The 13,603-nt window shown below is 40.2% G+C and carries 15 protein-coding genes; 10 read left to right on the top strand and 5 right to left on the bottom strand.

Translation table 11 applies throughout. The features are described from left to right. Positions 1-71 precede the first annotated feature (71 nt). Positions 72-1,133, bottom strand: coding sequence for a peptide chain release factor 1 (prfA, locus tag KXJ59_RS04175; protein ID WP_295201459.1), 1,062 nt, complete (start codon positions 1,131-1,133; stop codon positions 72-74). Positions 1,134-1,442: 309 nt separating this feature from the next. Between prfA and KXJ59_RS04170 the strand changes: the two genes are divergently transcribed. The 3 genes from KXJ59_RS04170 (at position 1,443) to KXJ59_RS04160 (ending at position 4,752) form a co-directional block, all read left to right on the top strand. Beyond that, a complete protein-coding gene (locus tag KXJ59_RS04170; RefSeq protein ID WP_295201456.1) occupies positions 1,443-3,002 on the top strand; it encodes a D-aminoacylase in 1,560 nt (519 codons plus the stop codon). A gap of 116 nt (positions 3,003-3,118) precedes the next feature. Continuing rightward, a complete protein-coding gene (locus tag KXJ59_RS04165; protein WP_295201453.1) occupies positions 3,119-4,297 on the top strand; it encodes a dipeptidase in 1,179 nt (392 codons plus the stop codon). A 23-nt stretch (positions 4,298-4,320) separates the two neighbouring features. After that, positions 4,321-4,752 carry a hypothetical protein gene (locus KXJ59_RS04160; RefSeq protein ID WP_295201451.1) on the top strand — a complete coding sequence of 144 codons (432 nt, stop codon included), beginning with the start codon at positions 4,321-4,323 and terminating at the stop codon, positions 4,750-4,752. 4 nt (positions 4,753-4,756) lie between these two features. Here the strand turns inward: KXJ59_RS04160 and KXJ59_RS04155 are convergent, their stop codons facing one another. The 3 genes from KXJ59_RS04155 to KXJ59_RS04145 form a co-directional block, all read right to left on the bottom strand. Beyond that, a complete protein-coding gene (locus tag KXJ59_RS04155; protein WP_295201449.1) occupies positions 4,757-5,173 on the bottom strand; it encodes a DUF1801 domain-containing protein in 417 nt (138 codons plus the stop codon). 163 nt (positions 5,174-5,336) lie between these two features. Beyond that, a complete protein-coding gene (locus KXJ59_RS04150; protein ID WP_295201447.1) occupies positions 5,337-6,557 on the bottom strand; it encodes a porin in 1,221 nt (406 codons plus the stop codon). A 235-nt stretch (positions 6,558-6,792) separates the two neighbouring features. Then, entirely contained in the window at positions 6,793-8,337 is a 1,545-nt protein-coding gene (locus KXJ59_RS04145; RefSeq protein WP_295201444.1) for a serine hydrolase domain-containing protein, read from the bottom strand. Between the two features lie 369 nt (positions 8,338-8,706). On the opposite strand from KXJ59_RS04145, the gene KXJ59_RS04140 reads away from it, so the two are divergent. Genes KXJ59_RS04140 through KXJ59_RS04130 form a run of 3 tightly spaced genes read left to right on the top strand, consistent with a single transcriptional unit; the run spans position 8,707 to position 9,907 of the window. Continuing rightward, positions 8,707-9,078: a metalloregulator ArsR/SmtB family transcription factor gene (locus tag KXJ59_RS04140; RefSeq protein WP_295201441.1), complete on the top strand. Its 372-nt coding sequence runs from the start codon at positions 8,707-8,709 to the stop codon at positions 9,076-9,078. Continuing rightward, positions 9,075-9,692, top strand: coding sequence for a mercuric transport protein MerTP (merTP, locus tag KXJ59_RS04135; RefSeq protein ID WP_295201439.1), 618 nt, complete (start codon positions 9,075-9,077; stop codon positions 9,690-9,692). Before KXJ59_RS04140 ends, merTP begins: the two co-directional genes overlap by 4 nt. Next, positions 9,692-9,907, top strand: coding sequence for a GDCCVxC domain-containing (seleno)protein (locus KXJ59_RS04130; RefSeq protein ID WP_295201438.1), 216 nt, complete (start codon positions 9,692-9,694; stop codon positions 9,905-9,907). The genes merTP and KXJ59_RS04130 overlap by 1 nt, the downstream gene beginning before the upstream one ends. 131 nt (positions 9,908-10,038) lie before the next feature. On the opposite strand, the gene KXJ59_RS04125 is transcribed toward KXJ59_RS04130, so the two are convergent. Then, positions 10,039-11,076, bottom strand: coding sequence for an IS110 family transposase (locus KXJ59_RS04125; RefSeq protein ID WP_295201437.1), 1,038 nt, complete (start codon positions 11,074-11,076; stop codon positions 10,039-10,041). 418 nt (positions 11,077-11,494) lie between these two features. On the opposite strand from KXJ59_RS04125, the gene KXJ59_RS04120 reads away from it, so the two are divergent. The 4 genes from KXJ59_RS04120 (at position 11,495) to KXJ59_RS04105 (ending at position 13,561) form a co-directional block, all read left to right on the top strand. Then, entirely contained in the window at positions 11,495-11,683 is a 189-nt protein-coding gene (locus KXJ59_RS04120; protein WP_295201435.1) for a hypothetical protein, read from the top strand. A gap of 55 nt (positions 11,684-11,738) precedes the next feature. Beyond that, positions 11,739-12,062, top strand: a complete 324-nt coding sequence (locus tag KXJ59_RS04115; RefSeq protein ID WP_295201560.1) for a type II toxin-antitoxin system death-on-curing family toxin — start codon at positions 11,739-11,741, stop codon at positions 12,060-12,062. Positions 12,063-12,348: 286 nt separating this feature from the next. Further along, positions 12,349-12,921 carry a Crp/Fnr family transcriptional regulator gene (locus tag KXJ59_RS04110; RefSeq protein WP_295201432.1) on the top strand — a complete coding sequence of 191 codons (573 nt, stop codon included), beginning with the start codon at positions 12,349-12,351 and terminating at the stop codon, positions 12,919-12,921. A gap of 73 nt (positions 12,922-12,994) precedes the next feature. After that, a complete protein-coding gene (locus KXJ59_RS04105; protein WP_295201431.1) occupies positions 12,995-13,561 on the top strand; it encodes a hypothetical protein in 567 nt (188 codons plus the stop codon). The last annotated feature ends 42 nt before the right edge of the window (positions 13,562-13,603 follow it).

The raw sequence follows: 13,603 nt of genomic DNA, 5'->3' as shown, positions 1-13,603 counted from the left end.
CTAAAAACCAGGAGCTGACAGCTAGTAGCTAGCAGCCTGAACACCTGCAACTTAAAATTATAAACCGCCTATTAATTCTCCAGCATTTTCTCCGCATTCTCAGCAACCTGTAATGCTTCAATAAATTCTTCAATTTCACCATTAATTACGGCATCGAGGTTATAGGAGGTAAGACCGATACGATGGTCGGTAACCCTGCCCTGGGGCCAGTTATAAGTTCTTATTTTGGCACTTCGGTCGCCGGTACTAACCAGTGTTTTTCGGTGACGGGCAATTTCTTCCTCCTGCTTACGTACCTGTTCTTCATAGAGTTTGGTACGTAACATGGTCATGGCTTTTTCGCGGTTACCTAACTGTGAGCGTTCGGTCTGACAAACCACCACCACTCCTGTGGGTATATGGGTAAGAAATACTTTTGTTTCTACTTTGTTTACGTTCTGTCCACCTGCACCACCACTTCGGGCGGTTTCCATTTTTACATCGCTTTCCTTTAGTTCAAAATCTACTTCTTCTGCTTCAGGCATCACAGCAACAGTGGCAGCAGATGTATGAACCCGTCCCTGTGTTTCAGTATCAGGTACACGCTGTACGCGGTGAACGCCACTCTCAAATTTCAAGGTACCGTATACATCTTCACCGGTTACTTCAACTACTACTTCTTTATAACCACCCACAGTTCCTTCACTTTCACTTACTACTGCAGCTTTCCAGCCTTTTTTGGCACAGTAGCGGAGGTACATACCCAGAAGGTCACCTGCAAATAAACTGGCTTCATCGCCACCGGTACCGGCGCGTATTTCGAGAATGGCATTTTTATCGTCCTGCGGATCTTTTGGTATAAGCAGTTTGGTAAGTTCTTTCTCCAAAGCTTCTTTCTTTGTTTCCAGCTCAGGCAGTTCCATCTTAGCCAGTTCGCGCATTTCTTCATCGCTGCTGCTCTGGCTCTCTTTGGCAAAAGCATAATCGGCCATTACCTTGAGATAGGCCTCATAAGGCTGTACAATTTTCTCCAGTGAACGGTACTCTTTACTGAAGGCGCCAAATTTCTTCTGATCATTAATGATCTCAGGGTTGGTGAGTGCCACACCTACCTGTTCAAACCTTGCCTTAATTGCTTCGAGCTTATCCAGCATATCCGCTTTTTTATTGGAGTGCAAAATTACGCTATTCACCCTGAGTTTAAGCGATCGGGTAAGACATATTATTGAATTGCTATTGTGAGGGTTTTATGCTATGAGCCACGAGCTGTGAGCTGCGAGCTAATGTTCAGATCCAGGAAAAAAATAAAAGAGAATATCAAAAAGCTCATAGCCCGTAGCTCACAGCTCATAGCTGGCAATTTAAACCGGCTCTGTAAATCAGTCACTTAAGATTTATTACCTTTCAATCCATTTCCTGCTCCGGATTTTAATCCGGAGAAAGAAAATATATAATCTTTTCGTATGCGTTTATTTGTTATTGCAACTCTTTTCATAGGCCTCACTGCTAATGGCCAGCAGGCCGATATACTCATTAAAGGTGGGAAAATACTCGACGGAACCGGTAATTCCTGGTACTATGGCGATCTGGCCATCAGCAAAGGCAGAATAGTAAAAAAGGGAAACCTAACCGGATGGACAGCCAACCGGATCATCGATGCGAAAGGGTTGATAGTAGCCCCCGGTTTTATAGATGTGCATACGCATATTGAAGATGATGAGAAAAAGAATCCGCAGGCAGGTAATTTTATATACGATGGCGTAACCACTGTTATTACAGGAAATTGCGGTTTATCAGATGCCGATATTGGTAAGTACCTGCAAATGATCGACAGTCTGAAAACATCTGTAAATGTAGCAGCACTCATTGGGCATAACAATGTGCGCAAAGCAGTGATGGGGTCGGTTAAAAGAGACCCTACCGAAGAAGAAATGGTGCAGATGGAAGCCATTGTAGAGAAAGCCATGAAAGATGGAGCAGTGGGAATGTCAACAGGACTTATTTATATACCAGGCACTTATTCAAAGACAGCAGAAGTATTACGGCTGGCAAAAGTGGCTGCCAGGTACCATGGTGTATATGCCAGTCATATGCGCGATGAAGGTGATAGTGTAACCTATGCCATTGAAGAAGCTTTGCAGATAGGAAGAGAAGCCGGACTGCCAGTTCAGTTATCGCATTTTAAATTGAGTGGTCAGCAGAACTGGGGGAGAAGTAAAGAAACCATACCAATGGTAATTAAAGCAAGACAGGAAGGACTGGATGTAACGATTGATCAGTATCCATATACTGCTTCGAGTACATCACTCAGTACTTTATTGCCAGACTGGGTATTGGCAGACGGGCGCGATTCCATTAAAGCAAGACTGGCAAAACCTGCCATCAGAAATGAAGTAAAAAAACATATGCTGCAAAGACTTGCCAAAAGAGGATTACAGCATTTTAGTTTTCCGGTAGTAGCTTATTATGAAGCAGATACTACACTCAACGGAAAAAGCATTGAAGAAGTAAATAAAATCATGGGCAGAGCATCTGATGCAATCAATGAAGCAGAAACCATTGTGCAAATGATGGAGAAAGGTGGTGCCGGTATGGTTTTTCATGGAATGAGTGAAGATGATGTAAAAGCCATTATGCAATATCCATTTAACATGTTTGCTTCTGATGCCAGCATACGCATTTACAAACAGGGTAATCCGCATCCGCGTGGTTATGGAACCAATGCAAGGGTATTATCGAAATATGTGCGTGAAGAGAAAGTAATTTCACTGGAAGAAGCCATCAGAAGAATGACATCTTTGCCTGCATCGAAATTTAAACTCGAAGGAAGAGGCTTACTGGTAGAAGGTTATGCGGCAGATATTGTAGTGTTTGATGAGCAACAGGTAAAAGACCTTTCCACTTTCGAAAAACCACATCAGTATTCAACAGGGTTTAAATATGTATTGGTGAATGGTGAATTAACGGTAAATGAGGGAACACATACAGGTATTCGGGCAGGAGTCAGTATAAGAAAACAATAACATACTCTGCGTAAACTCTGTGTTCTCTTTTCTCTGCGGTGAATTGTTGCGAATGTTCACCGCAGAGAAAAGAGAACGGGGAGTTTTCGCAGAGGAGATTGAATTAAAATTTTATTATGCATAAATTACGGTTGTTATTTATTTTTTTATTGCCTGTGCTGCTGACTGCACAATCATATAAAAAATTACATCAGCGTTCCATCGTTATCGATACGCATAATGATTTCCCCAATCAGTCAATGGAGAAAGGAGTTCGTTTCGATCAGGACCTGAAAGGCATCACCCATTCCGATTTGAAGAGAATGAAAGAAGGCGGAATAGATGTACAGGTTTTTTCTATCTGGAGCGATGGAACTTTTACAGCAGGTAAGGGTTTTGCACGTGCCAACAGACAGATTGATTCTTTATACGCCTGGACCAACCGTAACCCATCTGCCATGATGATTACAAAAACACCTGCTGATCTGAAAAAAGCGGTGAGGCAAAAGAAACTGGCGGTAATGATGGGTGTGGAAGGTGGACATATGATCGAAGACAAACTCGAATACCTCGATCAGTTGTATGAAAGAGGCGTGCGGTATATGACACTTACCTGGAACAACTCAACCAGTTGGGCCAGTTCGGCGATGGATGAATCGGCCAACAAAATACCCAATGGCAAAAAAGGATTAACCAGTTTGGGCGAACAGATTATTCAACGCATGAATGCATTGGGAATGATCGTCGACATTTCGCATGTAGGTGAACAAACATTCTGGGATGCCATCAACATCACCACCAAACCTGTGATTGCTTCGCACAGTTGTGTGCACCAGTTATGTCCTGTATTCAGAAACCTGAAAGATGATCAGATAAAAGCCATTGCTAAAAATGGCGGGGTAATTCACCTCAATTTTTTCTCTGGTTTTGTAGACAGCAATTTTAATAAGCGGAATATCAGTTTTCTCAATACACATCAAAGAGAAAAAGACTCTTTAAAAGCCATCAACCCCGAGCCACATTTCACAGAGGAATATCTCTTTAGTAAATATCCGGAAGAAGTAAAAGCATTGCGGCCGCCCCTTTCTATGTTGCTCGATCACCTGGATTATATTGTTCGGCTGGCGGGGGTAGACCATGTAGGGCTGGGTTCCGATTTTGATGGTATCAGTTCTGCACCACAACAGTTAGATGATGTAACGGGTTTGCCACTTATTACAAAAGCATTGCAGGAAAGAGGGTACAGCAAGAAAGACATCCGCAAAATACTGGGAGAGAATTTTTTACGGGTATTTAAGGCAAACAGCTCAAAATAATCAGACAATCGTATATTTAAAATATGAAGCAAATAAAAAACATCATCGGCATAGCCTTGTTTACCACACTCATTGGCTGTAACAGCAGTGAGGGAGAAGGGAATGTGCAATTGAATCAATCCGCTGCTCCATTGCAGCAGGTAGCAACATCGGCACCACAGGTTGCTGCTGATACAAATAAGGCATCGGCCATACAACCACAGCAAACAACTACGGCACTTAATCCTGCCCATGGTATGCCCGGGCACCGTTGCGATATTGCAGTAGGGGCTCCTTTAAATTCACCGGCCAATGCAGGAGGTCCTGCCCCCGTTCAGATTCAAACACCACAAACAAACGCACCAGTAATGCAACAGGCACCAGCAAATGCAGGGGGTGTAAGGTTGAATCCGCCACACGGACAGCCAGGTCATGACTGTACCATTGAAGTAGGAAAGCCTTTGCGTCAGCAATAAATTATTACTGTTGGGTATATTTCGATTTCATTAGAAGGAAAGAAGCCTCAATCATCTCTTTTAAAACTGTCTGATCAATATCAGACAGTTTTTTTATGTACAGGCAACCCATGCCTGTTTTGTGAGGTCCGAGTTTTTTCAACAAATCTTCATAGTGCGAAAAACCGGTCATGATATAAATGCTGATATTTTGTTTGCGTGGAGCAAAACCGGTTAAGAACCAGCTTCCTTTAACGCCACCTTTTTGCTGGTAATCATAACTGCCAAAACCAACGATGGCACCGCCCCATAACTGAGCGGGCAAACCTGTAACAGCTTTCATCATATCGAGCAAAACCAGACAGTCTGCTTGTTTAGGTTCGGGTTGTTGCTGAAGAAATGCTACTACGTCTTCTTTACCCACTTGTGTTTTAATAGCCATCTTAATTGGTTTAACTCACTAAAGTTAAAGACATTCACCTGTTTAATCAACAGCCTTAACTTGTATAATAACTCCCCTTCTCCCTTTCTCTTTGTTAAATACCCTTGCATAAGTTAACACTCAAATAGTTGAGGTAGATTTAACAAAGAGAAAGGGAGAGAAGTTAGAAATTAAACTGAGCCTGTAAACGCAGCAGGTTTCCTTTTTGCAGGTTATTCTGCAATGCAAAATCTTCGTACCTGCGGGAAGAAATCGTGTACATGGCTACCAGTTCAAACTGTTTAACGGGTATCCATTCTATACCAATCTCTAATTCTTTTACCCGGTAACTGCGGGCATCGAGTTCATGTTTTTTACCACCATCATAATATTGACCACGCACGAAAGGAATAAAAATTTGTTGTTGCTTGTTTTTAATCAGGTAAGAGAGGGTGATATAACCACCCTGTAACGATCTGGTTTCAATAGAATCTGTTACCGTATTAAACTCAGGTCCTTTACCAAATGTATATTCAGCCTGAATGCCAAAGGGTTTAGGATAGAGTACAAATGTGCCTGCCACACGCTGATCGAGGTAATTACGATCCTGTTTTATTTTGGTGTTGCTGCTGGTTTGTTCTCTGGTAACCACATATTTACCGGTATAAGCCTGAATACCCGGTTCTATAATTTGTTTGCCGATGGCCATGGGATAAGAAAAACGGGTAACCACATGTAACTGATCGTTTTGTTCGGGTTTGTTGGCGGTTTGTCCGTTATAGGCACCAAAAGCAAAAACACCATAATCGCCGGAGCCTTTTAACCCATCACGAACCAGTGATGAAAACAGTTCTCTTTGTTTGGTAGGCGCCCAATAGAAAAATACACCCAGATCGCGTTCATTGGCAACAGCACTGTTCAGTGCATCGTTTCTGTCGAGTACCAGTCTGTTCTGACTCGATTGCATGTTCTCAAAACCATAAGGCACTTTACTCTGACCTATTCTGAAACGAAATTCATTTTTGGCATCCACCCCCACATCCATATACGCATCTCTCAGTTGACCAAAATGTAATGAGGAAGAAGAAGCCGAACTGGCAAAATCGGGCTGAATATAGAAATAAACCTGTTTGCTGATTTGTCCGAAGAAGATAATACGGGTACGGCGAAGAAAGAAGCCTCCGTTTTTACCCCAGCTTCTGTCGCCCTGTTCATTACCGAGGTTGGGGTTGGTTTCGAGCAATCGGTTATAGCGGGCCTGAACATAACCCCGTACAGAGAAAGTTTCAAACCATTTCTTTTCGGGAGCAGGTTTGGCAGCCGTTTTGGTACTGTCTTTACTGGTTTGAGATAGAACCGTAAAAGACAACATCACCAGTAAAGCCGCAATCCATAATCTTGCCATGTAACATCTTTTGGACGCCGGCAAAATTATCAGTTAACTATTTAGTAATGATTTATTAATCATTTAGTAATAATTTGATAACATTGATATTATAGGCTATGAGCCTTGAGCTTCGAGCTATGAGCTTTTGGGTGTAGAGAGAAGCTATGAGCTATGAGTTTGGAGCTGTTTTTCCTTTTTAGTTATTTACAACATAATCAAAATACTTCATGGCTCACAGCTCACAGCTCGCAGCTCAAAGCCCCACTCCCCTGATCCTGTATTCCTGAATCTTAGCCGGGTTTTCCGGCGTGAGGGTAAAGAAAATCTGAATACGCCCTTTCTCGCATTGCAGCGTACAGCTGCCTCTTAACTGGTTCTCGGGAATCATTTCACCGATGCTTATTATTTTACCAGCCGCATCAAATATTTTCCTGGCATCCTCTTTCAGATTGGCGAGGGGATAATCGTCGAAAAAATTATCCGCAAATAAGGAAGAACTGGCTGCATTGTTCCAGTCGGGTAACAAAGCCAGTAAACGGCTTTGTGCATCTTTTAATACGTTCGAGGCAGGCAAAACCCTTGGTTCTAAGCCAGCTCCTCTGATTAAAGTATCTAATACCTGTGCATTGATAATCGCTGTGGAAGCATAGGTAACATTGGCGAAGAAAACCACCCCAATACCATAATCGGGTGCAATAACCCAGTTACTGCCAAAGCCGGGGAGACCGCCGCTATGACCCACCGTGGTTCTGCCCACACAGTCTTTCGACCAGCGCAGCCCATAACCATAAGCGGTAACCATGGGACAAAGCCGCCCATCGGCATAACGGTATTGCGGATTGAGTGAACTGAAACGTTGAGGCTGCTGCATTTCTCTGATACTGCTGCGTTTAACCGGGCCTGTTTCTGTGGCGTTGCTGGCAGGCCAGGCCTGCATATGTAAAGCCATGTATTTGCTGAAGGAAGAAACCGAACTGATCATACCACCCATGGCACCAAAAATACCATCGTGTAAAAGCGGTTCATCTATCCAGTTATTGTTGATCCAGCGATGGCCTTTGGCGAGAGAGGCTGCCGGTACATTACTGTACTCCCATTCGGCCTGGTTCATGCCTAAGGGTTTCCAGATATGGTCTGCTATATACTCACTATAGGGTTTGCCGGAAACCTGGTGAATAATATAGCCCAGCATGGCAAAACCCAGGTTACTGTACTCATACTGCAAACCGGTAACAGTAGAAAAGTGGAGCCCTTTTTTAATGAGTGCCAGCAGTTCTTCTTCTGTATCGGCCAACTGACGATCGCCCCAGGGATCGTCTTGCGGAAAGCCACCGGAATGGGTGAGCAGATCGCGGATGGTAATAAGGGGTGCATCGCTGGTTAAGCGTTGTTCTTTGAGAGCCGGAATATATTTTTCTACAGGATCATCTAAACGGAGCTTGCCATCGTCTCTGAGATGCACAATGGCCATAGCCGTAAAACTTTTAGACATAGAAGCAATTCTAAACATAGACTGAGATGTGACCGGCTGTTTAGTAGCAATATCAAGATAACCACCGTTACCGGTAAACACCAGTTGACCATCTAACACAATACCAAAACTATAACCGGGGAAATGATTTTTTGCTGCATGGTTGCTATAGAGTGCTTCGATTACAGGAAAGAGGGGTGCTATTTTTTGTAAACGGTTTTGTGCTGCGAAAGATGCGGGTAAATAATCACGGGTCTTTTGGGCAATACAAAGCGAATTTGTTTGCAGGAGTATTGTTATGATGATGACAGTGCGTATGAACAACATGGATGCTTGTTTTATTGGATGGAAATAAAATAGGATGATGAGATAATATACAATGTTTAGCGGAAAGTTGGAATGGGAGTATTATAGACGGATGATAGAAGAGAAATACACATTGCTGAATTTGTCAGAATTACTTCTCTGGTTTTGTGTAATTACTTGAATTTCAATGGAGTGGGGTTTTATTATACATGAAGGGTTTGTGTGTATTTATGAGTTAGCTACAACTCTACTGGGCACTTTCCAATTATTCAACGGACATTTTTGGCGACACTTCAAGGATACTATGTAACCCTGCTGACAATTCTGTATTTAAGTATTTGCTTAAATAAGTAACCTTTACTACTTTTGACAAGACAAATAAAATTGACAATGGCAAACGACACTTGCATACGGCTTCAGGCAGACATAGAGCAAATCAAAAGTTGCCGTAAAAAAATAAAAGTAACCTCTAAATCATTTTTGCAGTTAGGACAAGTTCTTGCTTTGGTAGGTAACGAAGTTCGGTTGAAAATTCTGTTTCTGCTTGAAGAAGAAAACGAACTTTGCCCCTGTGATCTTAGCGATATTTTAGGAATGAGTATTCCTGCAATTTCCCAACATTTACGTAAACTAAAAGACGGCAACATTATTGAAGCCAGAAAAGTAGGCCAAACTATTTTCTATTCTTTACGCAGCGAACATTTAAAAGTTTTAAGACCGTTCTTTAAAATAATCAATCAACAAAATTTGGCGGCTGTATGAGAACGAAAATAAAAAATATTAAAAGTTGGGTTGCAGGAATTTTTACTGCAGTTGCAGCTTCTCTTTGTTGCATGACACCTGTTTTAGCTTTCTTAGGTGGTGCAAGCGGACTTTCTTCTTCGTTTTCATGGATTGAACCTTTTCGTCCTTATTTAATCAGTTTGACAATTGCAGTTTTTGCATTTGCCTGGTATCAAAAACTAAAGCCACAAAAGCAAGTTGACTGCGACTGTGAAAGTGATAATAAAAAATCATTTTGGCAATCAAAATTATTTCTAGCAATCGTTACTGTGGTTGCTGGGCTATTAATTACATTTCCTTACTACGCAAAAGTGTTTTATCCAAAACCAAAACATGCAAGAGTTGTTATTGTTGATAAAAGCAATATACAGACAGTGGAATTTAAAATAAAAGGTATGACCTGTGAAGGCTGTACAGTACATATAAACAGCGAACTTTCAAAAACATCGGGAGTAATTGAGTACAATACTTCATACGAAAAAGGCAACAGTCTTGTGAAGTTTGACAACAGTAAAACTTCCGTTGACAGCCTTGTCTCCGTCATAAATAAAACTGGGTATAAAATAACTTCTCAATCTGTAATCAACAACTAATGGTTAGAACTATCATACTTCAATCTGTTATTACTTGCCCCATTTGTGGACACGGACAAGAAGAAACAATGCCAACAGATGCTTGCCAGTATTTTTATGAGTGTTCAAGTTGCAAGACACGACTTAAACCAAAAGAGGGTGACTGTTGCGTCTATTGCAGTTACGGGACAGTAAAATGCCCGCCAATGCAATTAGGGGCATCCTGTTGTTCATAGTGACGAAGGGTATGCAGCTAACAGTAAGGCTTCTTCTTTCTTCGCAGGGTGTTCAATAAAGAAGTTCTACGCAGATTCTGTGATAAAATCCAAATATTTTCTACCTTTAAAGTGCAAAACCAAGAGCGGATTTAATCCAGCTCGATTAGGGCAGCTTCAACAGGCTGCTCTAAACATTTATAGGGTTCATTCTTCTTCCATAAACTGAATATTAGCATCAGTAACTTTCTTTGCACTGCAACATAACCCTTCATCTTTATTGCTTGTCTTTCGACTATTCTTTCATGTAGATTTTTTAACGGCTTGTTATATTTAACAGCCGTAAAAGCTGGAAAATGCAAGCACTGTCGCAAGTGAATATTTCCCCTCTTTGATATATGCGATCTCCCTCTGACGGATATTCCCGATTCTTTCTTTATTACATCTAATCCTGCATAACTCACCAACTGTCGGCTATTTCTTATCAGGTTAAATCCGTTTGTTTCAGCGATAACTATCGCAGCCGTTTGCAAGCCTACTCCTGGTATAGTACAGATGTTATCTACCTTTTCTTTCACAGCCTCATCCTGAGCTAATACTTCTTCAATCTCTTTACTGATGTCGCATATCTGCTTTTCAATTAGCTTACATCTCGCTTTCATTCTTTTAATAGTAGCCTTCGATCCAATAGCTCTTGTTTCTTCCGCATGTAATTGATTTTGAATAAGTACCAACTCACGCTTAAGTTGCAGCTTCTCTCTAGTAAGAATCTTAAGTGTTGCAAACAAGGGGCTAGGTGGTGTCCATTCAGTTAAATGTTTGACACAGCCAAACTCTGCAAGTACTTTAGATGCCTGTAGATCATCTTGCTTTTTAGAAACACATGTCTTAGCAAAGGCATTCACTTTGTTTGGAAGAACAATGCTTACTCTATGCCCGTTAATTACTAAAGCATACGCTAACTTCTCATGATAAACACCGGTTGCTTCCATTACATAAAGAATGGGAGCATCAGGCATTAGCTCATCTAATACCCATTTTTGAAGTTTCTTAAATCCTCCTTCATTGTTAGCAAAACATTGACTGCTTTTGCAAGTGAACCCTTGTGTAATTGACAACTCTCCCAGTGTAACTACCAATTCCTGAGAGCCGCAATCAATTCCAACAGCTTGTTTAATTACTGTTTCCATAATTTAAGTTTTAAGCAATACTCTCTTTAGTCTTAACTCGTAGTATAGAAGCTGGTAATTACCGCTTTGGATTCTGTTCAAACTTTAAAGAGTAAAAAAAGGTTGAGGAATATCTGCGAAACAGCATGTTTCTAAGAACTGCTTAACGTCTCCTGTTCTCTCAACCTTCCTGCTATTTTTGAATGGAAATTATCAATAATCAAACATACGAATGTCTCCCTCTCAAGCCGAAGGCTTTAGAGGGAGTCCACAGGACTCCCTTGGAGGACGTTGCGTTGCAACAAAGCCGGGGTGCGTACATTTATTTTTAAAAATGGGTTTCTCCCTCAAGTTTTTTTATATGCGCAATGATGTATAGTTGCCCTATTAGTATACATTTCAAAAAATAAGTTGTAAATTAGTAATTCAATTTTATCTAATGTCTAAGGAAGAAATTAAATATGAAATTAGTAAAGTGTTAGATCACTTCTCGGATAAAGCCTTAGCCGAACTTCTGGCCTTTTTAAAAGAACTTGATACTAAAAGCGAAGTAAATATTTCCGGATCCTCTGCTTTACACAAAATTCTGGAAGAAGATAAAGATCTATTAGTCAAACTTGCACAATGATAACCGTTAAAGAAGTTGAGGAAATCCATACAACCTTAATAGATTCTTTCGGGGCATTCATGGTACAAGAGACCTCGCAGCATTAGATGCCGCATTAGCCAGACCTTTTCAAACTTTTGATGGTGCAGAACTACTGCCAAGTCCTATACAAAAAGCTGCAGCACTTATCGAAAGTATTTTAATGAATCATCCTTTCCTTGATGGGAATAAGCGAACTGGTTATGTACTGATGAGGCTTTTTCTAATGGCACATAACTTTGATATCCATGCAAGTCAGACAGAAAAATATGATTTTGTGGTAAGCATTGCAACCGGACAATTAAACTTTAAGGATATTGTTGAGTGGTTAAATAAACATGTTGTAAAAAAAAGTGTGTAACCTGATTGGTAATATGTGAATGCGCATAAAGTTTCTTTTTTCGTAAGGTGTTCCTCTACATCTGTTTAAACCTAAAAAAAATGGCGGCAGTGTTTCCAAAAAAAATGCGCAGCCGTAATGCTTTCTTCTTAGCCTGTATTAAAAATAAAATCTGTAACACTGCGAATCATTTTGCAGAATTGGAGTCGAATTTTACCTTCACTCCGGATAACTTACTTTCTGTTACGCTACAACACCTTTTACCAACAGAAAATAATGACTTATAAAATAATTTTAGTACAACAAAGTGGACAAATTTAAACAGTTTCTAAAAAGTATTGCGCCTATTACAGACGATGAGTTTGAAGACACCATTACTTTTTTTACAGAACAAAATTTACAGAAAGGCGAGTTTTTTGTAAAGCAAGATAAAGTTTGTCGGCATATTGCCTTTATTGTGAAAGGAACTTTACGAACTTTCTATATAAACAATAAATCAGAAGAAACAACTTCTTGTTTTTGTACGGAGAACAGCTTTACAACTTCTTACAAAAGTTTCATCTTACAGGAACCTTCTAATTTGTCAATTCAAGCCATTGAAGAAACTGAACTGCTGGTTATTGATTATGATAATCTACAGAAGTTGTATCATTCAAGTGCCATTTGGCAAAATATCGGAAGAATTATTGTGGAACAGGAATATATTGAAATGGAGAAATATGCTTCTGTGCTTAACAATGAAAATGCAAAGGAAAAATATTTACGCTTATTGAAAGAGCAGCCAACAGTAATTCAAAAAGCAAAAGTAGAAGATATTGCTTCTTATTTGGGAGTAACACGGCGAACCTTATCGAGAATTCGACAGGAAGTTTCTAAATAAATCATTTGAGGACATTTGTCCTTTTAAGAGTTATACCAGGTGCAGACCTTTGTAAAAATAAACTTTTTACAGTATGGGTTTTCTGCTCTCAACAATATTGCTTTTGGCCTTTGCTTTATTGGCAATAATCGATGGTTTCTACCTTCATATTTTCAAATACCAGCTATTCAATAATAAGGAAAGTAAATTTGAGCATCTGGTACATACCATACGGGCAATTTTATTTCCGATGATTGTCTATTTTCTATTCATTTCTCAAAACTGTCTTACAAGTTTTTATTTGGGTGTTTTGTTCGTTATAACAGACATCATTGTACTCGGCATAGATGCTTTTGTAGAAAAAGACAGCAGAAGTTTTATGGGAGGTCTTCCACGTTGGGAATATATTTTGCATTTGTTTGTAAATGGTTTTCATTTCTCATCAATAGCTGTATTCTTTGCGCTTAAATTAACTTATACTGAAAACGGAATCGAAATTGTTCAAGACCTCTCTAATCTGAAAAACTATGAACTATTCCACTTTGTTGCTGTAAACCTGTTGCCAGGTGCAATCATAATAGCATTAGTACACATTTTTACAGCACTAAATCTGACAAAAAGTTATTGGAATAAGTTGCGAATGAAAATAACTTGTTGCTAAAAAACACAGCAGGTAATAACGGTTGCATTCCTTCTTCGCAGG

This window comes from Sediminibacterium sp. (genome assembly GCF_019264485.1).
Taxonomy (GTDB): Bacteria; Bacteroidota; Bacteroidia; order Chitinophagales; family Chitinophagaceae; genus Sediminibacterium.
The sequence above is the reverse complement of the archived record's forward strand: the minus strand, read 5'-3'. Positions and strand labels throughout refer to the sequence as shown.